The organism is Microbispora hainanensis, assembly GCF_036186745.1.
Taxonomy (GTDB): domain Bacteria; phylum Actinomycetota; class Actinomycetes; order Streptosporangiales; family Streptosporangiaceae; genus Microbispora.
Window position 1 is genome coordinate 8713107 of the sequence record NZ_CP108086.1, and the last position, 23932, is coordinate 8737038.

At 72.2% G+C, this 23932-nt stretch carries 25 protein-coding genes; 15 read left to right on the forward strand and 10 right to left on the reverse strand.

Translation table 11 applies throughout. The features are described from left to right. The first annotated feature begins 2 nt into the window (after positions 1-2). The 4 genes from OHB01_RS39355 to OHB01_RS39370 are packed head-to-tail and all read left to right on the forward strand — an operon-like array spanning position 3 to position 2469. Positions 3-875: an ABC transporter ATP-binding protein gene (locus tag OHB01_RS39355; protein ID WP_147942811.1), complete on the forward strand. Its 873-nt coding sequence runs from the start codon at positions 3-5 to the stop codon at positions 873-875. After that, on the forward strand, positions 872-1663 hold the full coding sequence (locus OHB01_RS39360) for an ABC transporter permease (RefSeq protein ID WP_142645783.1): 792 nt from the start codon (positions 872-874) through the stop codon (positions 1661-1663). The genes OHB01_RS39355 and OHB01_RS39360 overlap by 4 nt, the downstream gene beginning before the upstream one ends. 30 nt (positions 1664-1693) lie before the next feature. Next, complete coding sequence (locus tag OHB01_RS39365; protein ID WP_076434397.1) at positions 1694-1927, forward strand: helix-turn-helix transcriptional regulator; 234 nt, start codon at positions 1694-1696, stop codon at positions 1925-1927. Next, the gene (locus OHB01_RS39370) at positions 1924-2469 is read left to right on the forward strand and encodes a hypothetical protein (RefSeq protein WP_142645784.1); all 546 of its coding nucleotides are present in this window, start codon (positions 1924-1926) and stop codon (positions 2467-2469) included. Before OHB01_RS39365 ends, OHB01_RS39370 begins: the two co-directional genes overlap by 4 nt. Before the next feature lie 7 nt (positions 2470-2476). Here OHB01_RS39370 and OHB01_RS39375 read toward each other — a convergent pair whose 3' ends face one another. Continuing rightward, entirely contained in the window at positions 2477-2986 is a 510-nt protein-coding gene (locus OHB01_RS39375; protein ID WP_142645785.1) for a GyrI-like domain-containing protein, read from the reverse strand. A 104-nt stretch (positions 2987-3090) separates the two neighbouring features. On the opposite strand from OHB01_RS39375, the gene OHB01_RS39380 reads away from it, so the two are divergent. From OHB01_RS39380 to OHB01_RS39400, 5 genes are all read left to right on the forward strand, one after another. After that, on the forward strand, positions 3091-4530 hold the full coding sequence (locus OHB01_RS39380; protein WP_328854738.1) for a GuaB1 family IMP dehydrogenase-related protein: 1440 nt from the start codon (positions 3091-3093) through the stop codon (positions 4528-4530). An 84-nt stretch (positions 4531-4614) separates the two neighbouring features. Beyond that, a complete protein-coding gene (locus OHB01_RS39385) occupies positions 4615-5274 on the forward strand; it encodes a general stress protein (protein ID WP_328854739.1) in 660 nt (219 codons plus the stop codon). A gap of 155 nt (positions 5275-5429) precedes the next feature. Next, positions 5430-5804 carry an FKBP-type peptidyl-prolyl cis-trans isomerase gene (locus OHB01_RS39390; protein ID WP_142645787.1) on the forward strand — a complete coding sequence of 125 codons (375 nt, stop codon included), beginning with the start codon at positions 5430-5432 and terminating at the stop codon, positions 5802-5804. A 416-nt stretch (positions 5805-6220) separates the two neighbouring features. Next, a complete protein-coding gene (locus OHB01_RS39395) occupies positions 6221-7747 on the forward strand; it encodes a glycosyltransferase family 39 protein (protein ID WP_328854740.1) in 1527 nt (508 codons plus the stop codon). A 49-nt stretch (positions 7748-7796) separates the two neighbouring features. Continuing rightward, positions 7797-9323: an ATP-dependent DNA ligase gene (locus tag OHB01_RS39400; protein ID WP_328854741.1), complete on the forward strand. Its 1527-nt coding sequence runs from the start codon at positions 7797-7799 to the stop codon at positions 9321-9323. Positions 9324-9342: 19 nt separating this feature from the next. On the opposite strand, the gene OHB01_RS39405 is transcribed toward OHB01_RS39400, so the two are convergent. Then, entirely contained in the window at positions 9343-9888 is a 546-nt protein-coding gene (locus OHB01_RS39405) for a DUF1707 and DUF4870 domain-containing protein (protein WP_260617128.1), read from the reverse strand. A 200-nt stretch (positions 9889-10088) separates the two neighbouring features. Here OHB01_RS39405 and OHB01_RS39410 point away from each other — a divergent pair, with 200 nt between their 5' ends. After that, positions 10089-10439, forward strand: coding sequence for a hypothetical protein (locus tag OHB01_RS39410; protein WP_142645791.1), 351 nt, complete (start codon positions 10089-10091; stop codon positions 10437-10439). Here OHB01_RS39410 and OHB01_RS39415 read toward each other — a convergent pair. Further along, positions 10418-11542, reverse strand: a complete 1125-nt coding sequence (locus OHB01_RS39415) for a DUF4192 domain-containing protein (protein ID WP_328854742.1) — start codon at positions 11540-11542, stop codon at positions 10418-10420. The two genes, OHB01_RS39410 and OHB01_RS39415, sit on opposite strands and share 22 nt — an antisense overlap. Positions 11543-11770: 228 nt before the next feature. Between OHB01_RS39415 and OHB01_RS39420 the strand changes: the two genes are divergently transcribed. After that, on the forward strand, positions 11771-12931 hold the full coding sequence (locus OHB01_RS39420; RefSeq protein WP_328710716.1) for an ABC-F family ATP-binding cassette domain-containing protein: 1161 nt from the start codon (positions 11771-11773) through the stop codon (positions 12929-12931). Here the strand turns inward: OHB01_RS39420 and OHB01_RS39425 are convergent. Together OHB01_RS39425 and OHB01_RS39430 are read right to left on the reverse strand one after the other, a co-directional pair. After that, complete coding sequence (locus tag OHB01_RS39425; RefSeq protein ID WP_142645794.1) at positions 12904-13707, reverse strand: EI24 domain-containing protein; 804 nt, start codon at positions 13705-13707, stop codon at positions 12904-12906. The two genes, OHB01_RS39420 and OHB01_RS39425, sit on opposite strands and share 28 nt — an antisense overlap. Positions 13708-13717: 10 nt before the next feature. Further along, positions 13718-14305: a Maf family protein gene (locus OHB01_RS39430; protein ID WP_142645795.1), complete on the reverse strand. Its 588-nt coding sequence runs from the start codon at positions 14303-14305 to the stop codon at positions 13718-13720. A 62-nt stretch (positions 14306-14367) separates the two neighbouring features. Here OHB01_RS39430 and OHB01_RS39435 point away from each other — a divergent pair, with 62 nt between their 5' ends. After that, the gene (locus OHB01_RS39435; RefSeq protein WP_142645796.1) at positions 14368-16233 is read left to right on the forward strand and encodes a CASTOR/POLLUX-related putative ion channel; all 1866 of its coding nucleotides are present in this window, start codon (positions 14368-14370) and stop codon (positions 16231-16233) included. 75 nt (positions 16234-16308) lie between these two features. Here the strand turns inward: OHB01_RS39435 and OHB01_RS39440 are convergent, their stop codons facing one another. The 3 genes from OHB01_RS39440 to OHB01_RS39450 all read right to left on the reverse strand — a co-directional run bounded on the left by OHB01_RS39440 (position 16309) and on the right by OHB01_RS39450 (position 19365). Beyond that, positions 16309-17271: a hypothetical protein gene (locus OHB01_RS39440; protein WP_147945331.1), complete on the reverse strand. Its 963-nt coding sequence runs from the start codon at positions 17269-17271 to the stop codon at positions 16309-16311. Between the two features lie 136 nt (positions 17272-17407). Then, positions 17408-18094, reverse strand: coding sequence for a peptidyl-tRNA hydrolase (locus OHB01_RS39445; protein ID WP_221889868.1), 687 nt, complete (start codon positions 18092-18094; stop codon positions 17408-17410). Further along, positions 18091-19365, reverse strand: a complete 1275-nt coding sequence (locus OHB01_RS39450; RefSeq protein WP_142645799.1) for an MFS transporter — start codon at positions 19363-19365, stop codon at positions 18091-18093. Before OHB01_RS39450 ends, OHB01_RS39445 begins: the two co-directional genes overlap by 4 nt. A 71-nt stretch (positions 19366-19436) precedes the next feature. Here OHB01_RS39450 and OHB01_RS39455 point away from each other — a divergent pair, with 71 nt between their 5' ends. After that, positions 19437-20447: a GlxA family transcriptional regulator gene (locus OHB01_RS39455; RefSeq protein WP_147945330.1), complete on the forward strand. Its 1011-nt coding sequence runs from the start codon at positions 19437-19439 to the stop codon at positions 20445-20447. A gap of 1 nt (position 20448) precedes the next feature. Here the strand turns inward: OHB01_RS39455 and OHB01_RS39460 are convergent, their stop codons facing one another. Both OHB01_RS39460 and OHB01_RS39465 read right to left on the reverse strand, forming a co-directional pair. Then, on the reverse strand, positions 20449-20658 hold the full coding sequence (locus tag OHB01_RS39460) for a DUF6203 family protein (RefSeq protein WP_142645801.1): 210 nt from the start codon (positions 20656-20658) through the stop codon (positions 20449-20451). A gap of 45 nt (positions 20659-20703) precedes the next feature. Beyond that, the gene (locus OHB01_RS39465) at positions 20704-21411 is read right to left on the reverse strand and encodes an SDR family oxidoreductase (RefSeq protein ID WP_328854743.1); all 708 of its coding nucleotides are present in this window, start codon (positions 21409-21411) and stop codon (positions 20704-20706) included. 116 nt (positions 21412-21527) lie between these two features. On the opposite strand from OHB01_RS39465, the gene OHB01_RS39470 reads away from it, so the two are divergent. Beyond that, a complete protein-coding gene (locus OHB01_RS39470) occupies positions 21528-21980 on the forward strand; it encodes a winged helix-turn-helix transcriptional regulator (RefSeq protein WP_142645803.1) in 453 nt (150 codons plus the stop codon). Positions 21981-22002: 22 nt separating this feature from the next. Further along, positions 22003-22704 (forward strand): HAD family hydrolase, encoded by a 702-nt coding sequence (locus tag OHB01_RS39475; RefSeq protein ID WP_328854744.1) that lies wholly within the window; start codon positions 22003-22005, stop codon positions 22702-22704. Positions 22705-23932: the final 1228 nt, after the last annotated feature.

Consider the following 23932-nt stretch of genomic DNA (forward strand, 5'->3'; position numbering starts at 1 on the left):
GCATGCCTGACGTCGCCATCCGCGTACGCGGACTCCGCATGGCGTACGGGCCTGTTCAGGTCCTGAACGGCGTCGACCTCGACCTGCGCAGGGGCGAGGTGTTCACGCTGCTGGGGCCCAACGGCGCCGGCAAGACCACCCTGGTCGAGATCCTGGAAGGGTTCCGTACGGGCTGGTCCGGCGAGGTCGAGGTGCTCGGCGAGAACCCGGCGCACGCCGGGGACGCCTGGCGGGCACGGCTCGGCGTGGTCATGCAGTCGTGGCGCGACCACCCCCGCTGGCGGGTGCGCGACCTGCTCGCGCACGTCGCGGCGCACTACGACGATCCCCACGACGTCGACGAGCTGCTCGCCGCGCTCGGCCTGACCGAGGCGGCGCGCAACCGGGCCGGGGTGCTGTCCGGGGGCCAGCGCCGCAGGCTCGACGTCGCGCTCGGCATCGTCGGCCGCCCCGACGTGCTGTTCCTCGACGAGCCCACGACCGGGTTCGACCCCGAGGCCCGGCGGGAGTTCCACCAGCTGATCGAGCGGCTGGCCGGCGAGGACGGCCTGACCGTGCTGCTCACCACGCACGACCTGGCCGAGGCCGAGCGGCTGTCGGGGCGGATCGCCGTGCTCGTCGCCGGGCGGGTGGTCACCTGCGGCAGCCCCGCCGAGCTGGCGCACGCCGTACAGGCGCCGTCGCTGGTCCGCTGGGCGGACGGCGAGCTGGAGACCGCCGATCCCTCCGGGGTGGCCTGGGAACTGCACCAGCGGTACGGCGGCCCGGTCCCCGGGCTGGAGATCAGGCGGCCGACCCTGGAGGAGAGCTACCTGGATCTCATCGAGGAGGCGCGGGGAACGCGCGAGACGGCGACCGTGGGAGGGGCACGATGAACGCGACCATTCTGGGGCTGCGGCGGGGCTGGACCGAGCAGCTCAACCTCTGGAGCGACCGCAAGGAACTGCTGAACGCCGTTGTCGGGACCGTCGGCACCTACGTGGTGCTCATCCTGTTCATCGGCGGCAACAACGTGCCGGGCACGCCCGTGTCGATGGCGGCGTTCATGACGCCGGGGTTCCTGGCATTCGCGGCGTTCTCGACCGGGCTGATGGGGCTGCCCATGCTGATCGCCGCCGATCGCGAGGAGGGCACGCTGATGCGCGCCCGGACGCTGCCGGGAGGCATCCGGGTCTACCTGACCGGGCGGGCCGTCACGACGCTGCTCACGATCGGGCTCAACGCCGCGCTCGTCCTGGTGGCGGCCGTGCCGCTCGGCGGGGCGGCCACGCCGCCGACACCCGGGCGGTGGCTGACGCTCGTCTGGGTCCTGGTGCTCGGCACGCTGGCCGTCGTCCCCATCGGCGCGGCCATCGGCACCCTGGTGTCCGGCCCGAAGGCGGCCGCGGCCATGCTCGCCCTGCCGACGATGCTCCTGATGCTCATCTCCGGGGTGATGGTCCCGCTGGAGATGATGCCCGGCATAGTGCGCGGCATCGCCCAGGTCTTCCCGCTCTACTGGCAGGGCCTCGGACTGCGCGCGGTGTTCCTGCCCGACTCCGTCCTCCCGGCCGAGCTCGGGAACAGCTGGCCGCTCGGCCGGGCCGCGGCCGTTCTGGGCGCGTGGGCCGTCGGCGGTATGGTTCTAGCCCCCTGGTTGCTGCGCCGGGTCCGTGGACGGTGAGCGGACTCGCAGGCCCGACGGAGGTGAGACGTGGCCGAGGAGCCGGTGTTCAACCGCATCGCGGTGCTGAGGGCCGACCGCGGCGTCTCGCGCCGGGATCTGGCGGCCGCGCTCGGGGTGCACTACCAGACGGTGGGCTACCTGGAGCGCGGCGAGTACAGCCCGAGCCTTCACCTGGCCCTGCGGATCGCCGAGTTCTTCGAGGTGCCCGTGGAGGTCGTCTTCTCCCTCAAGCCGTTCCCCAAACTCGGGAGCACATCGTGAACTGGGGCGAAAGATGGCACGCGCACGCCGCCCGCAGCATGGAACACCCGATGTTCGTGCCGCTGTACCGCACCCGCGCCCGGCGCCGCCTGCTCGTCGCCGTGGGCGCGACCGGCCTGCTGGTGATATGGGCCGACGCCATCGTGTCCTGGTACATCGCGCCGAGCGACACGGCCGTGACGGTCAACTTCGTGCTGCTGACCATCGCGCTCGTGTGCTACCTGCCCTCGGTGACCGCGCTGAACGCCGCCACGCGCGGACTGGCCTCGCTGCCGGAGCGCCGCCTGGACGAACGGCAGATCGCGGAACGGCTGCGCGCCTACACGGTGGCCAACACGCTGATGCGGCTGATCCTCACGGTCGTCACGGCCCTGGTCCTCGCCGCGATGTGGGGAGACGGCCCCGCGGCCCGGGTGCCGGGGGCCGCCATCGCTCTCGGCCTCATCGCGGTGTGGCTCACGCACTACGTGCTGCCGTTGCTGGTCGCCGGGTGGCGGCTGCCCGACCCGCCGCCGGACGACGACCCCGGCGACGAGCAGTGACCGGCGGTCAGGCCGGCGTGGCCTGAGCCTGCGCCGGGGGCCCGGAGGGCTCACCGAACGACGGCAGCGTGGCCACGAAGAGATCGACGCCGTCGGGGTGGTGGATCTCCAGGTCGGTGGTGAAGGCGCGGGCCGGGACGCCGCCCGACTCTGTGTGCTGCCGCACCTGCTGCCAGACCTCGGCGAGCGCCCCGGGCAGCGGTCCCCGCGCCTCGAACAGCAGCGCCGGCACGCCCGGCACCCGTACGGCGACCATGCCCTCGGGCAGTCGCGCCGCCGTGCGCACGGCCACGCCGACGATCTGGGTGTAGGCGCCGTTGTGGTCGCTCTCGTAGTCGGTGAGCACGGCGTACAGGTTCTCGTCGACCCGGCCGGGCACGTGCGCGAAGGCTCCGGGCGCTCCGGCACGGGCCCACAGGCCCGGCAACTGGGCGCGGGCCGGGTCCGCCTCCGCCGCGTTGGTCGTCCGCACGGCATAGCCGACGACGAGCGCCTCCGGACGGTCAACGATGATCACGTGCTCTCCTTTCAGGCGAGGTCAATGTATCCCGTGTCCGGGTCTGCTCAGGCGTCGGCCGGGAATGCCGTTTATGACCCGCTCACAACGTAGGCTGGACAAACGTGCGATTCCTCAATGATGTGACGCCGCCCTACGATCTCACGTACAGCGATGTCTTCATGGTGCCGTCCCGCTCCTCGGTCGGGTCGCGCCTGGCCGTGGACCTGTCCACCGGCGACGGAACCGGCACGACGATCCCCGTCGTCGTCGCCAACATGACCGCCGTCGCGGGCCGCCGCATGGCCGAGACCGTCGCCCGGCGCGGCGGCATCACCGTCATCCCCCAGGACATCCCGATCGACGTGGTGGCCGACGTCATCGAATGGGTGAAGAGCCGTGACCTCGTTCACGACACGGCCCTCACCCTCACCCCTCACGACACCGTGGGCGAGGCGCTCACCCTGCTGCCCAAGCGGGCGCACGGCGCGGTCATCGTCGTCGACTGGGACAACCGCCCGGTCGGTGTGGTGACCGAGGCCGACTGCCACGGCGTCGACATGTTCGCCCAGCTCTCCCAGGTCATGACCGCCTCGCCGCAGACGCTGCCGCGGGGCGTGGACCCGCAGTCCGCGTTCGATGCACTGCACGAGGGCCGCCACCGGCTGGCGCCCGTGGTGGACGAGGACGGCCGCCTGGTCGGCATCCTCACCCGCACCGGCGCCCTGCGCTCCACGCTCTATCAGCCCGCCGTGGACGCGAACGGCCGGCTGCGGATCGCCGCGGCGGTCGGGGTGAACGGCGACGTGGCCGCCAAGTCCAAGGAACTGCTCGACGCCGGTGTCGACGTGCTCGTGGTCGACACGGCGCACGGCCACCAGGAGAAGATGATCTCGGCGCTGCGGGCCGTGCGGGCGCTGAAGCCCTCGGTGCCGGTCGCGGCGGGCAACGTCGTCACGGCGGAGGGCGTACGCGACCTCGTCGAGGCGGGCGCCGACATCGTGAAGGTCGGCGTGGGCCCGGGCGCCATGTGCACGACCCGGATGATGACCGGCGTGGGGCGGCCGCAGTTCTCCGCCGTGCTGGAGTGCGCGGCCGAGGCCCGCCGCCTGGGGCGGCACGTGTGGGCCGACGGCGGCGTGCGCCACCCCCGCGACGTCGCGCTGGCGCTCGCCGCCGGGGCCTCCAACGTCATGATCGGCTCGTGGTTCGCCGGCACGTACGAGTCGCCCGGCGACACCCGCACCGCCCCCGACGGCCGGAAGTACAAGGAGAACTTCGGCATGGCCTCGGCCCGAGCCGTACGGCTGCGCACCGCCGACGACACGCCGTTCGAGCGGGCCCGCAAGGCGCTGTTCGAGGAGGGCATCTCGACCTCGCGGATGTACCTCGACCCGGCGCGGCCCAGCGTGGAGGACCAGATCGACGCCATCGTGGCCGGTCTGCGCTCCTCCTGCACCTACGCGGGCGCCGCCACCCTGGAGGAGTTCCACGAGCGGGCGGTGATCGGCGTGCAGAGCGCCTCCGGCTACAGCGAGGGCATGCCGCTGCACCAGAGCTGGTGACCCCCTCCTGTTCCGTAGAGGAATATCGGGCTCTCCGGGGGTAGTGCGTTCGTGTACCGACCGCACTACCCCGCGGAGGCGATCATGCAGTACTCCCCGGCCGGAGGGCCGGTCAGTATGGCGGCCGACAGACGGCTGCTGGTCAGCTACGACAACTACACCGCGGCGCAGCGCGCCGTGGACACCCTGTCCGACGCCGGGTTCCCGGTGGAGAACACCGCGATCGTCGGCAGCGACCTGCGCCTGGAGGAGACCGTCACCGGGCGGCTCACCAACGGCAGGGCGGCGCTGTCCGGCCTGATCACCGGCGCGGTGTTCGGGTTCGTCGTCGGCCTGTTCCTCGGGCTGTTCACTTCGACCACGACCTCGTTCTTCGGGCTGGTGCTGTGGTCGATCCTCTGGGGCGCCATCGCCGGGGCGGCCTTCGGCTTCACCAGCCACGCCTTCACCGGCGGGACGCGCGACTTCTCCTCCCGGAGCTCGATCGTCGCGGGGCGCTACGACGTGCTGGTGGCCTCTTCCCTGCTCGACCAGGCCCAGGCCCTGCTGCAGGGCGGTGCGCCGCCGGCCGACACCGTCGTCGTCCAGCGCCCGCCGACGGCCGGCCCCGTCACGACGTCGCCGGCCGCGGCCGACACCGCTCCGCAGGCCGCCGCCTACCCGGCGGAGGAGGATCGGGCGGTGGATCAGGCGCAGGCCCGCGACGACGACCGGGCGGACCTGCCGAGGGGCCGCCGCCCGTGACCCTTCGCCGCCTCTCGGCATCGGCGGAGTTCCGGCGCCTTCCCCACCCGGGTGGGGAAGGCGTTGTCGTGCCGGCCGCCCCCGGTAGAGTCGTCAGCCTGCCGGAACCACCGGCACCGCAAGCGCTTGGGGCACTACAGAAGCAGGAGGCCCACGTGGCACTGGAGAAGCCGGAGATCGACTTTCCCGAGGGCGCCCCGCCCGCGGACCTGGAGATCGTCGATCTCGTCGAAGGGGACGGGCCGGAGGCCAAGCCGGGGCAGAACGTGACCGTCCACTACGTAGGGGTGGCGTTCTCCACGGGTGAGGAGTTCGACGCCTCCTGGAACCGCGGCCAGCCGTTCCAGTTCCCGCTCGGCGGCGGCCGGGTCATCGCCGGCTGGGACCGTGGTGTGGCCGGCATGAAGGTCGGCGGACGGCGGCGTCTGACGATCCCCCCGCACCTCGGGTACGGCAACCGCGGCGCGGGCGCCGTCATCAAGCCCGGCGAGACGCTCATCTTCGTCGTCGACCTGCTCGGCGTCGGCTGACCGAGCCGCGGTGAGGCGACCGCGGCGTCCCCGGATTCGGGGGTCCCGGATTCACGGGTCCCGGATTCACGGGTCCCGGATTCACGGGTCCCGGATTCACGGGTCCCGGATTCACGGGTCCCGGATTCACGGGTCCCGGATTCACGGGTCCCGGATTCACGGGTCCCGGATTCACGGGTCCCGGATTCACGGGTCCCGGATTCACGGGTCCCGGATTCACGGGTCCCGGATTCAGGGGTACCGGATTCAGGGGTACCGGATTCGGGGGTAGGAGAGCGGAAGCGGTTCGAGGATGATGGCCGGGTGGCAGATACCCCCCCGAACCGCCTCTCCATGACCCCCTTCGATCGGGGTTCCTCCCCTCACGGCCGCCCGCGGGGCGGCCCCCCGCGAGCGCCGGCTTCCGGGAGGCCGGCGTGACCGCGGACGGCCGGGTGACCGGCGGCACGCCGGCACAGGGCGGCACCGAGGGGGCATCCCCCGGTGAGGGCGTCCGCACGGGCGCTGCGCTCACCGGGACACCCCGCGCCGTTCCCGCGATCGCCGCCGTGACCGTGGCCGTGCTGCTCGCGGTGAGCCCGTGGTACGGCTACCACCGCGACGAGCTGTACTTCCGCATGCTGGGCGAGCGGCCCAGACTCGGATATTTCGACACCCCGCCGCTGACGCCGATGATCGCCCGCCTGTCTACGACGGTCTTCGGAGACACGGTCGTCGCGCTGCGGATCGTTCCCGCCCTGTGCGCCGGGGCTCTCGTCGTGCTCGTCGCGCTGACCACCCGGGAGCTGGGCGGCGGCCGTGCGGCCCAGATCCTCGCCGCGGCCGGGACGGCCACTTCCGTGCTGCCGCTGTTGGCCGGTCACTCGCTGCTGACCCTCACCCCCGACCTCGTGCTGTGGAGCGCGGTCACGCTGTGCCTGCTCCGGGTGCTGCTCAGAGGTGACGGGCGCTACTGGCTCTGGGCGGGCGTCCTTTCCGGCATCGCTTCGTACAACCGCGATCTGATGGTGGTGCTGCTGGGCACCGTCGGTCTGGGCATCCTCGTGGCGGGCCCGCGCGAGGTGCTGCGGGACAGGCGGCTGTGGGCCGGCGCCCTCCTGGCCCTGGTGATCGCCTCGCCCAACGTGATCTACCAGGTGACGCACGACTGGCCGCAGTTCCAGATGGCCGACGCGCTGCGTGCCGACGAGGGCGCGGACAACCGGGCGGCCTTCGTCCCCCTGCAGCTCGTGCTGCTCGGGCCGGTGCAGGCGGTGATCTGCGTGGCCGGGTGGCTGCGGCTGTGGCGCAGCCGCCGGGTGCGTTCGCTCGCCATCGCCTACCCCGTGGCCTGCGCGCTGTTCCTCTTCTCGGGAGGCCGCCCCGACTACACCGGCGGGTTCCTGCTCTACCTGTTCGCGGCCGGTTGCGTCACGGCGGCCGGATGGCGGTGGAGACGGACGCTGGTCGCGGCGCTGGCGGTCGACGCCGTAGTGGCGGTGGTCGTCGCGCTGCCGGTCATCCCGGCGGCGTCGCTCGGCGGCACGCCGGTCGCGGCCATCAACGAGGTGGCCCGTGAGTCGGTGGGCATGCGCGACGTGGCGGCGCAGACGGCCAGGGTCGTGAACGGCCTGCCCGCCGGCGAGCGCGCCGGTGCGGTGCTGCTCACGGGGAACTACGGCGAGGCCGGCGCGCTGCGCCGCTACGCGGGCGAGTTCGGGCTGCCTGCGGTCTACAGCGGCCACAACGAGCTGTGGTGGTGGGGACCGCCGCCGGAGGGGACGCGGGTGGTCGTGGCCGTCGGCCTGCCGCCCGGCGAGCTCGCCACCGCCTTCGCCCGCTGCACCCCGGGCGGCAGGCTGACCGGGATGCCCGGCGAGGAGGACGGCGCGCCGATCACGGTCTGCCGCGACCCCGTGCGCCCCCTGCGCGAGCTGTGGCCGTCCGCCCGCCACTACAGCTAGCCGCCCCCCGGCCTGGGCACCTGGCGCTGTGGTGAGGCAGGATTACGGTGTGTTGCTGATCGACCTTGCCAGGACGTCCGCGGCCGTCGCCGCGGACTCGGCTCGGCTCGCCAAGATCAGGCACCTCGCCGAGCTGCTCGGCAGGGTGGGACCGGACGAGGCCGAGATCGCCATCGCCTACCTGTCGGGTGAGCTGCCGCAGCGCCAGATCGGGGTGGGCTGGCGGAGCCTGTCCGACCTCCCCGAGCCGCGTCAGATCGCCACGGCGACCCTGACGCAGGTCGACGCCCTGCTCGAACGCATCAAGGCGCAGTCGGGCGCCGGTTCGCAGGCGGCGCGCCGTGAGCTGCTCGGCGAGCTGTTCGGCGCCCTCACCCGGCAGGAGCAGTCGTTCCTGCACCGGCTGCTGACGGGCGAGCTGCGCCAGGGAGCGCTCAACGGGGTGATGATCGAGGCGATCGCCATGGCCGCGAACGTGCCCGCGGCCGAGGTGCGCCGGGCCCTGACCCTGCGCGGCTCGCTGCCCGCCGTCGGCGCGGCCGCGCTCAGCGGCGGCGTCGCGGAGCTGAAGGCGTTCCACCTGGAGGTCGGGCGGGCGGTCGCGCCGATGCTCGCGCAGAGCGCGCCCAGCGTGACCGCCGCCCTGGAGAAGGCCGGTGCGCCCGCCGCGGTCGAGTGGAAGCTCGACGGCGTGCGGGTCCAGGCCCATCGGTCGGGCGACCGGGTCGCGGTCTTCACCCGCACGCTCGACGACATCACCGCACAGGTCCCCGAGCTGGTCGAGGCCGTGCTCGGCCTGCCCGGCACCGATCTCGTGCTCGACGGCGAGGTCATCGCGCTGCGCCCGGACGGCAGGCCCGAGCCGTTCCAGGTCACCTCGGGCCGGGTGGCCAGCAGGACCGACGTGGCGTCACTGCGCGCGACGGTGCCGCTGACCGTCTTCTTCTTCGACGCGCTGCGCGTGGGCGGCGCCGACCTGCTCGACCTGCCGGACGAGGAACGGCACGCCGCGCTCGAGGCCGCGGTGCCGGCCGAGCTGATCACTCCCCGGCTCGTCACGGCGGCCGCCGAGGAGGCCGAGGCGTTCTTCGGCGACGCCGTACGGCGGGGCCATGAGGGCGTCGTGGTGAAGTCGCTGCGTACGCCGTACGCCGCGGGCCGGCGCGGGGCGGGCTGGGTCAAGGTGAAGCCGCGGCACACCCTCGACCTGGTCGTGCTGGCCGCCGAGTGGGGCAACGGACGGCGGCGGGGCTGGCTGTCCAACCTGCATCTCGGGGCCTACGACCCGGAGAGCGGCGGGTTCGTGATGCTCGGCAAGACGTTCAAGGGCCTCACCGACGAGCTGCTGACCTGGCAGACCGAGCAGTTCCTGCGGCTGGCGGACGGCCCGACGGACGGTTACGTCGTCACGCTCAAGCCCGCGCTGGTCGTGGAGATCGCCTTCGACGGCGTGCAGCGGTCGAGCCGTTACCCCGGCGGCATGGCGCTGCGGTTCGCCCGCGTGCTGCGCTACCGGCCCGACAAGCGCCCGGAGGAGGCCGACACCGTGGCCGCGGTCCGCGCGCTCATGCCCTGACCGCGGGCCGCCTCCCGGGCTACTTGATCAGGCGGATGGTCAGTGGGTAGCGGAACTCGGTGGCGGCCAGCGCCGACACCCCGCCGACGACGCACAGGACCAGTCCGACGACCCAGATGACCGGCACCAGGACGAGCCCCACGACGGTGAACGGCAGCAGCACCGTCGCGCCCAGCATGGTGAGGTGGAAGTTGAGCGACTCCACCGCGTGCTTCCTGATGTAGGGGGACGTCCGCCCCGCGGTCACCATCATCAGCAGCGGGCCGACGATGAACAGCCCCATCAGGCCGAACAGGTGCGAAGCCGCCGCCCCCACCCGGTCTCCCCCGTCCGGAGCCGCGGCCCTGGGCTGGTAGACCGGCGGCCGGGGGACGTAGGCCGGGCGCGTGCCGTACAGGTCGTTCATGATGGGCACGAGGTCGCCGTGCGTGCGCGCCGTCATCGCGAGGTGCAGCCGCTCGTCCATCTCGTGCTTGTCGAGCCTGCCCTCGGCGTAGGCCGCCTTGACGTGCTCGACCACCTGTTCGCGGTCCTGGTTGGTGACACGCAGCTGAGGGTGCGGCACGGGGGCGCGACCCGGCCACGGTGGTGTCGCTGTCGCGGGCATCACGGCATCGCCTTCCGTCGATCGACTGCTCGGCCTTCTTCGAGTCTGCCTCCATCTTGTGCCGGGCACGCGCCCGGCGGCATCAGGGACATCCCCTACATCGCCCCGAGACCGTTCGCTTAACGCCATCGTGATACAGGGCGATGTATACAAGGGCTATGAGATGGCGAGATCGCTATGGGCTCCGGCGCCGCCGGGGCGCCCGCGTGGCCAAGTTCGACCGCGAGGCGACCGACGCCGACATCGAGGCCCTCATCGAGTTCGCCAAGACCCGGCGCGGAGTCGAGTTCTACGTCGAGCCCGAGACCTTCGCGACCGACACCACCGCCGTGGCCGTGGCTCATGACGGGGAGTGGACCCGTCGCCGCGTCGGTGCTCCCTCGGTGATCGCCAAGGTCGCCAGGGATCTCGCCCTTCCCGTGTACGACGTGCAGCTCACCGGTTATCCCGCCCGGATGCGCGCGTACAACGAGCGCCGGCGGCAGGCTCAGGAGGACGACGCGGTCTGACGGCCGCCGGGCGCGGGCGCGGGCGCGGATGCCGGGGCCGGCGCGGCGGCCGGGCCGGGTGAGTCCCGGGCCAGCAGCGCGCGCAGCGGCGCGAGCCAGATCGCCCGGGGAGGGCCCATCTCCTCGTCGAGCTCCTCGGGCGTCGGCATGCGGTCGCGGAGCATGGCGGGAGACATCATGTGCACCAGTGCCTGCCGGAGCAGGAGCGCCATCGAATAGCCGGGGTCGGCGGTGAGCGCCCGCTCCAGCGCCATGCCCGCGAGCGCGCACTCCCCCCGATGCCAGGCGGCGGCCGCCAGCAGTGAGGCCGCGGGCGCGACATGCCCCGGCTCCAACCGGCGGGTGAGGTCACGCCACAGCGCAATGTGCGCGTCACGGCCGTCGATCAACGCCCACGCCTCGTCGCGCACCCTGACCACGGCGAGGTCGAGCCCGAGCCGGGCGGCCTGCTCGTCGTCCAGCCTGTGCCCCGAGCCGTAGAGGCCCACGGCCCCGCGCACCCGCGCCAGCCCCTCGGCCACGAATCGCGCGGCCGCTTCGTCCGCGCCCGGTCCCCCGGGCTCGGGCAGCGCCCGCAGCTCGGCCATGACGCGGGCGGTGACCCGCCGCATCGCCGCCCCGCCGCACCGCTGGACCGAGCGCCGCAGGCTGCCCCGGTCGGGCAGGGCGACCAGCCCGTGCAGCACGGCCTCGGCGGCGACCTGGCTGCGCTCGGTGTCGTACGGCGTGCCCTCCGCGGGACAGCAGCTCGCGCTGCCGCAGGCGTAGGACCAGTAGCGCCCGCCTTCGGCCCGGAGGCTCTCGGCCACCCGGATGCCCCCGGCGTGCAGCAGCCGGGTCACCGCGTCGACGGCGGGGGTCACCAGCGCGCCCGGGCCGTACCCGACGACGAAGGCGGCGGTCACCGCCTCGCGGCACAGCAGCGCGACCAGCCGGTCGAGGTCCTCGGAGGCGACCGGCAGGTCCCAGCGTGTCGTGAGCCGCACGTCCGGCCCGGCGACACCGGCCACGACGAGGCTGTCGGCGGGATGGAACCCGACGAGGTAGGGCACGGCGGCGAGGATGTCCGCCGGTGAGGAGAGCACGAGCTTCGGGATCGTCATGGCCGCAAGCCTCGCCCGGCGGCCACCCGCCCGGACGGCCGGAACGCCGCTCTGGGGATATCCCACCGCCTGTGGAAAACCCCGGAAACCGACGGCGCCGGAACACCATTGGAACCGGGCGGAGCGCACATCTACAGTCCGCGTCATGTCTACGCCCCGGATGTCTTAGCTCGGACACACGCTTTCGCGCCACCCGTGTGTCCTTGAGCTGTTCCGGAGCGTATTCCAATGATCACCCTTCGCGGTGTCGACGTGCGTGTCGGCGCCCGTCTCCTGCTGTCGGGCGTCACCGCCCACGTCGCCCCCGGCGACCGCGTCGGCCTGGTCGGCCGCAACGGCGCGGGCAAGACCACCCTGCTGAAGACCCTGGCCGGCGAACTGCAGCCGGCCGCGGGCACCATCACCCGGACCGGCGAGGTCGGCTATCTCCCGCAGGATCCCGCGGCGGCCGATCCGTCCCTGTCCGTCACCGCCCGCATCCTGTCGGCCCGCGGCCTCGACGAGGCCGAGCGGGCGCTGCGCGCCGCCGAGGCCGCCATGAGCGATCCCGCCCAGCAGGAGCGGGCGATGCGGCGCTACGTCAGGGCCGAGGCGGAGTTCGAGGCCCGCGGCGGCTATGCCGCGCAGGCCGAGGCCGCCCGCATCGCCGCCGGGCTCGGCCTGCCCGACCGGGTCATGACCCAGCCGGTCGGCACGCTGTCGGGCGGGCAGCGCCGCCGGGTCGAGCTCGCCCGCATCCTGTTCGCCGGGCAGGGCACGCTGCTGCTCGACGAGCCGACCAACCACCTCGACGCCGACTCCGTGGCCTGGCTGCGGTCGTTCCTCGCGAGCCGCACCGGCGGGCTGGTCCTGATCAGCCACGACACCACGCTGCTCGACGACACCGTGAACAGGATCTGGCGCCTCGACGCCGACCGGGCCGCGCTGGAGGTGCACAACACCGGCCGGCGCACCTATCTGGCCGACCGCGACGCCATCGAGCGCGGGCGTGCCCGGCAGCGGGCCGTCGCCGAGAACCTCGCCGCCGCCGCGCCGCACCTGGGCGACGGCGAGGTGCGGCGGATCCTCGGCTCGTTCCTGTTCGGCGGCGACGACGCGGGCAAGCCCGCGGGCGTGCTGTCGGGCGGCGAGAAGACCCGGCTGGCGCTCGCCACTCTCGTGAGCTCGCAGGCCAACGTGCTGCTGCTCGACGAGCCCACCAACAACCTCGACCCGGCGTCACGGGACGAGGTGCTGGCGGCGGTCGCCTCCTACCAGGGCGCCGTCGTGATGGTCACGCACGCCGACAAGGCCGTGGAGGCCCTGCGTCCCGACCGCGTCCTGCTGCTGCCGGACGGGGTCGAGGACATGTGGAACTCCGATTACGCCGGCCTGGTGTCCCTGGCCTGACCCTCGGTCGCCGGCGCCAGCCGCACGCGGACGAGCATGGCGGCGCCGGCGACCGCGCCGGGCATCACGACCACGATGACGAGCGGCACCATGAACGCCACGAAGAGCGGCACGCCGAAGCCCAGCGAGGCCGACATGTTCGACCGGAGCAGGGCGAAACGCTCCTTGCGCCGCAGACCCCGGCGTTCCATCGCCAGGGCGGTCAGTTCGACCGTGAGGAAGAACCCGGAGACGAACGCCCCCACGACGGGCACCACGGTCTGCCCGACGACAGGCACGAAGCCGAGCACGAACAGCGGAACGGAGAACAGCAGGACCCACCAGAGCGTGACGATGCCGTCGCGGATCGACCGGAACAGGGACGCCCAGAACGGCAGGTCGCCCCCGTCGGGGAGCCCGCCCAGGTCCTCCTCGACCTGCTCCGAGAGCTTCTCGTAGAAGGGGTCGCCGATCACCAGCGTGACGGCGGTGAACGTCAGCACGGCGAGCGCGAGACCCGCCACGAAGATCACCAAGCCGACCAGCGCGCGGAACGTGTCGCGCCAGCCCCAGTCGTCCGCGAACGGCGTCGCCCAGGCCGCCACGTCGGTGGCGTGCGTGCCCAGCCAGACCAGCGCCAGGGCGTACAGCACGAGCGCGATCAGCGCCGGGATCAGCCCGAACAGCCACCAGCGGGGATGCCGGGCGATCCAGGCGAGACCACGCAGGCAGAAACCGACTCCCTCGGCGAAACCGCCGACGCCACGCCGTACGGCGGGCCGCCCGATGCCACTCATGGCGGGCAGGCTAGCGCCACAAGGTCGTCACCGGCACGCCCAAAGCGGCGAAAAGGCGGCGAAGCAGGGGAAGCGAGATGCCGAGCACGTTGCCGTGGTCGCCCTCGATGCCCTCCACGAACCAGCCGCCCAGGCCGTCGAGCGTGAACGCACCCGCCACGCGCAGCGGCTCGCCGCTGGCGACGTACGCCTCGATCTCCTCCTCGGACGGCGTGCCGAACCGCACGACGGTCGCCGCCGCCTCCGACACCCTCCGGCCCCCGGCGACGTCCACCACGCAGTGCCCGGTCAGCAGCCGGCCCGTCCTGCCCCGCATCATCCGCCAGCGGCGCACCGCCTCCTCCTGCGTCCCCGGCTTGCCGTACGCGACGCCGTCGAGTTCGAGCACCGAGTCGCAGCCGATCACGAGGCCGCCGGTGAGTGTCCGGGAGACGGCGTCCGCCTTGGCCACGGCCAGTTCGAGACACAGCTCCTCGGGGGTGCCTGCCGTGATCGCGTCCTCGTCGACACCACTGACGACGACCTTGGGATCGAGCCCGGCCGCCCGCAGCACTCCGAGGCGGGCGGGCGAGGCCGAAGCGAGGACCAGTTCAGTCACACCTTTCAGCCTAGTCGCTTCTACTATGTCTGACGTTTACTGATCACTAGCGGGGGATGCCGGTGTCGAAGGCCACGATCAAAGAGCGTGCGCGTTACTGGTTCGACAACACCATGGCCAGGGGCACGGCCGCCCTCATCGGCTGGCTGGCCCTGGTCTCGCTGGTGCTCATCGTGATCGCCAGCACGCTGACGATGTGGCTCACCCCCGACGAGGCGCTCCAGCACCACGGCTGGCCCGGGGTGCTGTGGCTGTCGCTCATGCACGCCCTCAGCCCGGGCAAGATCGCCGGAGACACCGGCACAGCGCCCTTCCTCGCGATCATGCTGGGGGCGTCCCTCGGCGGCATCTTCATCGTCAGCATCCTCGTGGGCGTGCTGTCCGCCGGCCTGCGCGGCAAGATCGAGGAGCTGCGCAAGGGCCGCTCCCGCGTCATCGAGAGAGGCCACACGGTCATCCTCGGCTGGTCCGAGCAGCTCTACACGATCGTCTCCGAGCTCGCGAAGGCGCACGCCAGCCAGCACGGCTCGGTCATCGCGATCCTGGCCGACCGGGACAAGCCGGCCATGGAGGACGCCATCAGGGCCCGGGTGGGCGACACGGGCAGGACGCGTGTGGTGTGCCGCACCGGCCGCCCCACCGAGCCGACCGACCTCGACCTGCTGAGCCTGAACACCGCGCGGACGATCGTCGTGCTGTCCCCCGACAAGGAGGACCCGGACGCGCACGTGATCAAGACCCTGCTCGCCCTGGCCAAGCGGGCGGGCGCGCATCCTCCGGTGGTCGCCGCCATCTCCTCCTCGCGCAACATGGCCGCCGCCCGCCTGGCCGGAGGGCCCGGCGTCCACCTGGTCGACAGCGACGACATCGCCGCACGGCTGATCGTGCAGTCGTCCCGGCAGTCCGGCGTGTCCGTCGTCTGCATGGACCTGCTGAACTTCGACGGCGGTGAGATCTACCTGCGCCGCGATCCGTCCCTCGCCGGCAGGTCGTACGGCCAGGCCCTCGACGCGTACGCGACCGCGACCGTCCTCGGCCTGCGCACGCCCGGCGGTGTGATGCTCAACCCGCCGGCCGACACCGCGATCGGGACGTCCGACGAGATCGTCGTGATCGCCCAGGACGACTCGCTCATCCGCCTGGCGAACGGAACGGCTCCCGCGGACGAAGAACACATCGTCCCCGCGAAGACCCCGGCACCGGCACCCGAGCGGACCCTGATGCTCGGCTGGAACGGCCGGGCCGCGAAGATCATCCACTACCTCGACGGCTATGTGACCCCCGGATCGATGCTCGACGTCGCCGGCGACCACCCCGCTGCCGGCACCGGCCTGGAGGGCCTGCGCAACCTGACGGTGAACGTCAAGGAGTGCGACGCCACCGACAGGTACGCCCTGGAGTCCCTCGGCGTCGGCGTCTACCAGCACGTCATCGTGCTCTCCGACGACCGGATCGACCCGCACCACGCCGACACCCGCACGCTGATGACGCTGCTGCAGTTACGCGACATGCAGGCGACCCTCGGGGAGAAATACTCGATCGTGAGCGAGATGCACGACGAGAACAACCGGGCGCTCGCCGAGGTCACCGAGGCCGACGACATCGTCATCAGCGACACCGTCATCGGCCTGCTGCTCGCGCAGCTCGCCGAGAACCCCCACCTCGCCGAGGTCTTCGGCCATCTCTTCGACTCCGCGGGCTCGGAGGTCTATCCCCGGCCCGTGGAGAACTACGTGACGACCGGCGAGCCCGTCGCCTTCCGTACGATCGTGGAGTCGGCCCTGCGGCGCGGTGAGACCGCGATCGGTTACCGCCTGGCGGCGAAGTCCGGGGAGCCGCCCCACTACGGCGTCGTGCTCAACCCGGGCCGGTCCCGGCCGGTGACCTTCACGGCGGGCGACTCCGTGATCGTCCTCGCCGAGAACTAGTCGAAAACCAGTCATCGCCGAGCCCGGCTCCCGGACGGGGAGCCGGGCTCGGCCGTGTCCGGTCCGCGCGCCGGGTCAGAGCACCTTGACGGACGACATCACCTTGTTGATGTCGTGCCAGCGCTTCTTCTGGCTGTCGGGGATCGTGACGAACACGACGGCGGGCTTCTTCTCCGGCACGTCCACGAGGGCCAGCGCCGCGGCGGAGACCCGCTTCTTGCCCTTGAGCGTGTAGTGCACGGTGTAGCCGAGCAGCCAGCCCTTCTGCTCGCCCGCCTTGATGGGCTGGGAGGCCGTCCAGGTGATCGTGGAGCCCGACGGGTGGTGGTTCAGCGTCCACCGGGCGGCCAGGAAGGCGGTGTCGCGCAGCGACTTCTGCTCGGGGATCGGCACCGGGCAGGAGACCAGCATCCCGCGGTACGACGCGCCCTTGACCTTGGGCAGCAACTGGCGGGAGGCGAACGGCGCGGGCTTGGCCAGCGCCCATGACGTGGCGAAGCGGGGCAGGGCGACGCCGGACCGCCGGTCCTTGATCAGCCCGTGGGTGGAGGCCGACCGGCCGGGCAGGCTGCGGAGCCGGTGGGTCTTCTTCGGCAGCGCGGGGACTCGGGGGTCCTTGAGGGCCGCCGCCAGTGCGACATCGGCATCGGCCGTGTCCACACCGTCGCCACCGTCAGCGCTGTCCTCACCGTCAGCGCTGTCCCCACCGTCAGCGCCGTCCGTGCTGTCCGCACCGGGCGTCGTGCTCGCCTCGGCGTTCGACAGCGGGCTCGACAGCGGACTGAGACCGGGCGTGGCCACCGCGCCCGCGGCCGGTGCCACACCGGCGCTCGACGCGGACGAGTCCGAGATGACCAAGGGGGCGGCGGCTGCGGAGTCCCGCGGGGCGGCGGTCGCCGAGTCGTCCCGGTTCAGCAGCACGACGGTCGCGCCCGCGCCCAGGACGACGACTCCCGCGGCGATCGCGATCGCCCGGTAGACCACCCGCATCGGCAGGTCTCCGAGCCCCTTGGACGAGCTCGCCGGTGGCGCAGCCACAGGGACCGTGATCTTCGGTAGTGGAGTGGTCTCGGCCTCGGCCGCTATATAAGAGGGAACGGCCTTCGTCCCATAGTCCCCAGGTGACACGAACGGGAGCGTACGGCATATCCCGATATTTCGGGCGCGTTCCCCATCACACTTCGGGAACGCCGACCCGCAGCCACGGAGCGTCCGCCACGACCGTCGCGGAGCCCGGAGCGATCTCGGTGAACCCGGCGTCCCTGACCACCGGAAGCCCGCTCGCGGCCAGCGCGTCCCACCGGGCCGGGCCGGCCGTCCTGACCCGTACGGCGAAGCCCCGTTCGCGCCAGGCCGCCCGGTCCGCCTCGCCCGCACCCCACCAGGCGAACTGGGCGCCGTGGCCCGCCTGGGCCATCGCCTTGCCCGCGGTCATCTCGAGCCCGGGGTTGATCCAGAGCACCACGTCGCCCGGGCCCGGCTCAGGCGGGACGGCGTCGTCGGTCAGCTCGGTGCCCGACACCTGGAGGCGGGCGAGGTCGCGCGGCCAGTCGTCGAGCGGCACGGGAGGATGCACCCGCACCTCGGCCGTGCGCACGGCGACGGTGATGCCGGGCAGGGCGAGCGCCCGCCGCCACTCGGCGCCGCGGGCCCGCCTGACCACCTTCCTGATCCGCCCGTCCTGCCACTCGGCGACCACGTCGGACCACCCGTCTCCGTCCGCGGCGGGGGTATCCGCGGGGTTCTCTGCACGGTCCAGCAGGCACACCACGGCCGTCGCCGCCGCCTCCAGCGCGTCGGTGCGCTGCGGCGGCGCGGCCCGTTCGATGCGTACGACCAGAGGAAGAACGCGTTCGGTCACCCGACAAGGATCGCAGCTTCGCGGCCATCCCGGACACGCGTGACGATACGGGACGACATGAGCGCGGCGAGCAGGCACAGCACGCCCGCGCCGTACCACGCCAGGTCGTAGTTCCCCAGATGGTCGCGGGTGACCCCGGCCGCGGTGGCGACGACGGCCGCGCCGATCTGATGGGAGGCGAAGACCCAGCCGAAGACCACCGCACCGTCCGCGCCGAAGATCTTCCGGCACAGCGCGACGGTCGGCGGCACGGTGGCCACCCAGTCGAGGCCGTAGAAGACGATGAAGACCAGCATGCTCGGCTCGGCCGTGGCGGCGAACAGCCGCGGCAGGATCAGCAGCGACAGCCCGCGCAGCGCGTAGTAGACGGCGAGCAGGAGCCGCGGGTCCACCCGGTCGCTCAGCCAGCCGGAGAAGACGGTGCCGGCGATGTCGAAGACCCCGATCACGGCGAGCAGCGAGGCCGCGGTGGTCTCCGGCATGCCGTGGTCATGGGCGGCCGGGATGAAGTGGGTGCCCACCAGGCCGTTCGTGCTCGCCCCGCAGATCGCGAAGCCGATGGCGAGATACCAGAAGTGCCGGGTGCGGGCGGCGTCCCGCAGCACGCGGACGGCCCGCGCGGCGGCGCCCCCGTCCGGCGTACGCACTGCAGGCGTGCGCACGACCGGCTCGGTCGCGCCCAGCGCGGTCAGGCCGATCTCCTCGGGGGTGTCCCTGAGCAGGAACCACACGAGCGGCACGACGGCGAGCGCGGCAGCGGCCACGGTGAGCGAGGCCCACCGCCACCCCTGCATCTCCGTCAAATGCGCGAGCACCGGCAGGAAGATCAGCTGCCCGGTCGCGCCGCCGGCCGTCAGCACGCCGGTGACCAGGCCGCGGTGCCGTACGAACCAGCGGTCGGTCAGCGTGGCGGCGAAGACGAGCGCCATCGAGCCGGTGCCGAGCCCGACCAGGACGCCCCACAGCGCGACGAGCTGCCAGCTCGCGGTCATGAACACGGTCAGGCCGCTGCCCGCCGCCACCAGCAGCAGGGCGCAGGCGACGACGCGGCGCATGCCGAAGCGGTCCATGAGCGCCGCCGCGAACGGCGCGCACAGGCCGTACAGCATGAGGTTCACCGAGACCGCGAGCGAGATCGTGCCTCTCGACCAGCCGAACGCGTCCTCCAGCGGCGTGATCAGCACACCCGGCGTGGCGCGGAACCCGGCCGCCCCGATGATCGCGACGAAGGCGACGGCGGCGACGATCCATGCACGATGCAGCGACTTCATGCCGAGCATCCTCCCGTCGTGCCGCTTTCGCAGATAGTGGCCGGGAGGTCAACATGTGAAAGAATCAGGCCATGCCCTCAACCGTGCCCCCAACCGTGCCCCCAAGCGTGCACCGCGTCGCCGTACTGGCCTTGGACGACTTCGCCACGCTCGACCTGGGCGTCCCCGGGCAGGTGTTCTGGGCCGCCTGCGACTCCGGCCGTGACCCCGGCCCGCTCTACGAGGTGGTCACCTGCAGCCCGGGCGGACGCCCGGTGCGGAGCCAGGCGGGCTACAGCGTCGTCCCCGACCACGACCTGAGCGTGCTCGCGACCGCCGACACGGTGGTGGTGCCGGGCATCCACAGCGGTCCCCCACTGGAGGACGGCACGCTCGACCAGGAGGTGCGCGCAGCGCTGCGGAATGTCGCGGGACGCGCCCGGCTCATCTCGATCTGCACCGGCGCCTTCGTGCTGGCCGCCGCCGGACTGCTCGACGGGCGTCCGGCGACCACCCACTGGCGCAACGCCGCGGAGTTCAGCATGCTGTTCCCCCGCGTGCTGCTCGACCCCGACGTGCTGTTCATCGACGACGGCGACGTGCTCACCTCGGCCGGCGTGGCGGCGGGCATCGACCTGTGCCTGCACGTCATCCGGCGCGACCACGGCAGCGAGGTGGCCAACCGCACCGCGCGCCGGTGCGTCACGCCGCCGTTCCGGGAGGGCGGGCAGGCCCAGTACATCGAGCGCCCGCTCCCCGATCCCGTCGGGACCACCACCGCGCCCACCCGGGCGTGGATGCTCGAAAACCTGGAGGAGCCGGTCAACCTGGCCGCCCTCGCCGCGCACGCCCGCATGAGCGTGCGGACGTTCACCCGCAGGTTCCGGGAGGAGACCGGGCTCAGCCCGGCCAGGTGGCTCGCCGGGCAGCGGATCGCCCATGCCCGGCACCTGCTGGAGACCACCGACCTTCCGGTCGACGTGGTCGCCAGGAAGGCCGGCTTCGGCAGCGCGGTCTCGCTCCGCCAGCACCTCCACGCCGCCGTCGGGGTCTCCCCCCTGGCCTATCGCCAGACGTTCCGTACGCCCGCCGCGCTCGGCTGACTCACCGGCGGTCGCCCACGGCGGGGCCGCGCCGGGCGTACCGGCCGCCCGAGCGGCGTGGAGGCTCGCGAAGCACCGGGGAGTCCGCGTGCTGCTGCTGCTTGCGGGCCCGCCGCTTACGCAGGAACAGCCAGCCGAGGCCGAGCACGACCATCCCGATCGGCGTACGCGCCAGCCAGCGGGTGACGACGAGCTGCAGGATCCTCTTCATGACACCCGCCCCTACCCGGCACGGGTGTGATCATGTGCCCGCGGTTCAGGACGCCAGCTGCGGATAGAGTCCGGCCACGTCGCCCGACAGCAGCGACCGCACGCGGCGGCTCACGTCGTCGGCGAGCACCTCGAAGCTGCCCTGCTCGATCGCGTCCAGGGCCTGGGCGGCGACCTCCGCCGGGTCGACCTTCGGGCCGTCGACGTGGGCGGCCATGTCGGTGTCCATGTATCCGACGTGCAGCGCCGTGACGAGCGTGCCCTGCTCCTTCAGTTCGATGCGGAGACTGTTGGTGAGCTGCAGCGCGGCCGCCTTGGCCGCGGAGTAGCCGGCCACCCGCGGGGATACGGCGACCCACGACAGCACCGACAGCACGTTGAGGATCGCGCCGCCCCCGTTGCGGCCCAGGATCGGGGCGAACTCACGGGCCATGCCGAGCGTGCCGAAGTAGTGCGTCTCCATCTCCAGGCGAATGTCGTCGAGCGCACCGGCGAGGGCCGACGAGTTCGTGGAGACTCCGGCGTTGTTGATCAGAAGATCCACGTCGGGGGCATGCTCGGCGGCGGCCCTGACCGATGCGCGGTCGGTGATGTCCAGGGCGAGCGGCACCACGCCCGGCAGGTCGATCGTCTCCGGCCTGCGCGCCGCCGCGTACACCTTGGCGGCGCCGCGCTCCACCAGCGCGGCCGCGAAGCGGCGTCCCAGCCCGCGGTTCGCGCCCGTGACCAGCGCGACCGATCCCTCGATCCTCATTGCAGTCTCCATCTCTCGACGACTTCGCGTACACGCTAGATGGCTGACTTTAGATTTTCAAGTCAGCGTCCTGAGCTAGCCTGGAACCCACAGGCGATGAGCGATTGAGGCGTGTGATGACGACCACGGAACTGCCCGACTCGATGACGTGCTCCATCGAACGGGCGGTGACCCTCCTCGGAGAGCGGTGGACGCCGCTGATCCTGCGGGAGCTGCACTCGGGGGTCGTCCGCTTCGCGGACATCCAGCAGCGCCTGGGGATCGCCACGAATCTGCTGACCACCCGGCTGACGACGCTCGCCGCCGCGGGCGTGGTCGAGAAGCGGCCCTACCGCGACACCGGGGCCCGGACCCGGTACGAGTACCACCTGACCGACGCGGGCCGCGACGCGATCCTGATCCTCGGAGCGCTGCAGCAGTGGGGGGACCGCCACGCGCCCCGCCTCTCCGGGCCGACGGTGAAACGCCTCGATCGGCGGACCGGGGCCCGGCTGGACGTGTCGTTCACCGACCCCGAGGGCCGCGCCGTCCCGCTGGACGCGGTCGCCTTCGTACGCACCCGCACCTGACCGGCCGTACGAGGGAGCGGGCATGTCCGGCGGCGGCTATCGGGCTCTGACCTTCGACGGCGACGGCACGCTGTGGAACTTCGAGAGCGCGATGAGCCTCGCGCTTGAGGACGCCGCCCGCCTGCTCCGCGCGTCGGGAGTCGGCAGGCCGGACGGGCCGGTGATCGCGCGATGGCTGCGCGAGGTACGCGATTCGGTCGCCCGCCTCGACGCCTACCGTGGTCAGAGCATGGAGAAGATCCGGCTGGCGTCCTTCGAGACGGCCCTGACGCACTGCGGGCACGCCGATCCGAAGCTTGCCCGCGACGTCCACGGCGTTTACATGCGAGCCCGGTGGGCGCGGCTGCGTGCCTATGACGACGTGCCGGGCAGCCTGGCGGCTCTGCGATCGCGCTATCGCCTCGCCCTCGTCACCAACGGGAACACCCACCCTCACCGTGTGGGACTGGACGGTCTCTTCGAAACGGTGGTGGTCGCCGCCGAGTGCGGATTGCACAAGCCGGATCCCGAGATCTACCGCTTCACGGTGGATCGGCTGCGGCTCGATGCGTGCGATGTCCTCCACGTGGGCGACGACCCCGTCGAGGACGTCATCGCCGGTCGAAGGGCCGGATTGGACACCGCCTGGATCAATCGCGACGGCCGCGAATGGCCCCATGACGAAGCGCCACCCGTGGTGGTCGCGGATTTGCGCGAGCTCGTCCTGCGCCTCACGGGCCAGTGATGATGGGTGGGCCGGCGGATCCTGAAGCCTTGGCCCTGGCACAGATTTCGCACGATGACACAAGCCAGCCCCCAGCCGGCGGTCCGCATCCGGCCGGCCCGCATCCGACCGGCCCGCATCCCGCCGGTCCCCATCCGGCCGGCCCGCATCCGACCGGCTCGCATCCCGCCGGTCCCCATCCGGCCCAACCCGCATCCGACCGGCTCGCATCCCGCCGGTTCGCAGGCGCGTCCGGCCAGCCCGCAGGCGCGTCCGATGCTTGCCCGCGAGTGCGCCCGCCACGCCGCCGCCCGTTGCTGCACCGTGCACCGCGCCGCCACGCCTCGGTTCCCGCTCCGCGTACGTCGCCGGCACCGACAGGATCCACGCAGGTGATCCCGTACAAGAGGTGATCGCTAATCGCACCGTCCAACGCGGCCGCGTCCTGCGTGCCGTCGAACACGCCGTCACCGCCTTCTGAGCACGCCTGCTTTCTGGGCCCCTCGCCACCTTCCGAGCAGCCCAGTCGCCGTTTGCTGTGCCTTCGTCGTCCTGTGCCTCCGTCGTCCTGGGCCTCCGTCGTCCTGGGCCTCCGCTGTTACGAGCCTTCGGCGTTTCCGGGCAGCGCCGTCCCCGTTCTCTGAGCAGCGCCGTCCCCACCGGCTGAGCAGTGCCGCCGCGGTTTTCCGGGCTTTCAGCGCTTTCCGGGCAGTGTCGTCCCCACTTTCCGGGCGGCGTCGGCACTGTTTTCCAGGCTCTCGATGCTTTCTGAGCGGCGTCGGCGCCGTTTTCTGGGCTTTCGACGTTTGCTGGGTAGCGCCTGCCGCACCCTGAGCGGCGGCGCCTTCACTGCCGCTGGCAGGGCTTGTCCAGCCACAGCATCTGGCTGGCCTGCCCGGCCACGGCGAACACCCCTTGACCAGGGCGGTCCCCTCAATCTGTGATCCCAAGAGATTCTTAGTTGATCTTGCACAGGCCCCAAAGAGACGAGAAAATTAATACAAGCTTTCGAATCTCTTGATGGAGGTGTGATGGATCTGTTCGACATCGATCCTGAGCACCTTCGTCATTCGAATGGCCCTGACGACGGTTGGTGGGATCGTCTGATCGCCAATTCTCCGCTGTGGTCGTCCGACGGCTCATCCGCCCGCGAGCCCTTCCCGATCATCAACTTCGAGCGCCGGCAGCACGCCGACACACCCGTTGCCGAGAGCGTGGACGCCCCGGGCGCGGACGTCCCCGGCACGCA

Excerpts from the sequence above, each read along its gene's own strand:
- OHB01_RS39415 (WP_328854742.1), bottom strand. The coding sequence starts at position 11,542 with ATGACGATCCCGAAGCTCGTGCTCTCCTCACCGGCGGACATCCTCGCC.
- OHB01_RS39385 (WP_328854739.1), top strand. The coding sequence starts at position 4,615 with ATGCAGTACTCCCCGGCCGGAGGGCCGGTCAGTATGGCGGCCGACAGA.
- OHB01_RS39450 (WP_142645799.1), bottom strand. The coding sequence starts at position 19,365 with ATGAAGTCGCTGCATCGTGCATGGATCGTCGCCGCCGTCGCCTTCGTC.
- OHB01_RS39455 (WP_147945330.1), top strand. The coding sequence starts at position 19,437 with ATGCCCTCAACCGTGCCCCCAACCGTGCCCCCAAGCGTGCACCGCGTC.
- OHB01_RS39410 (WP_142645791.1), top strand. The coding sequence starts at position 10,089 with ATGAGATGGCGAGATCGCTATGGGCTCCGGCGCCGCCGGGGCGCCCGC.
- OHB01_RS39420 (WP_328710716.1), top strand. The coding sequence starts at position 11,771 with ATGATCACCCTTCGCGGTGTCGACGTGCGTGTCGGCGCCCGTCTCCTG.
- OHB01_RS39465 (WP_328854743.1), bottom strand. The coding sequence starts at position 21,411 with ATGAGGATCGAGGGATCGGTCGCGCTGGTCACGGGCGCGAACCGCGGG.
- OHB01_RS39425 (WP_142645794.1), bottom strand. The coding sequence starts at position 13,707 with ATGAGTGGCATCGGGCGGCCCGCCGTACGGCGTGGCGTCGGCGGTTTC.
- OHB01_RS39355 (WP_147942811.1), top strand. The coding sequence starts at position 3 with ATGCCTGACGTCGCCATCCGCGTACGCGGACTCCGCATGGCGTACGGG.
- OHB01_RS39470 (WP_142645803.1), top strand. The coding sequence starts at position 21,528 with ATGACGACCACGGAACTGCCCGACTCGATGACGTGCTCCATCGAACGG.
- OHB01_RS39460 (WP_142645801.1), bottom strand. The coding sequence starts at position 20,658 with ATGAAGAGGATCCTGCAGCTCGTCGTCACCCGCTGGCTGGCGCGTACG.
- OHB01_RS39360 (WP_142645783.1), top strand. The coding sequence starts at position 872 with ATGAACGCGACCATTCTGGGGCTGCGGCGGGGCTGGACCGAGCAGCTC.
- OHB01_RS39475 (WP_328854744.1), top strand. The coding sequence starts at position 22,003 with ATGTCCGGCGGCGGCTATCGGGCTCTGACCTTCGACGGCGACGGCACG.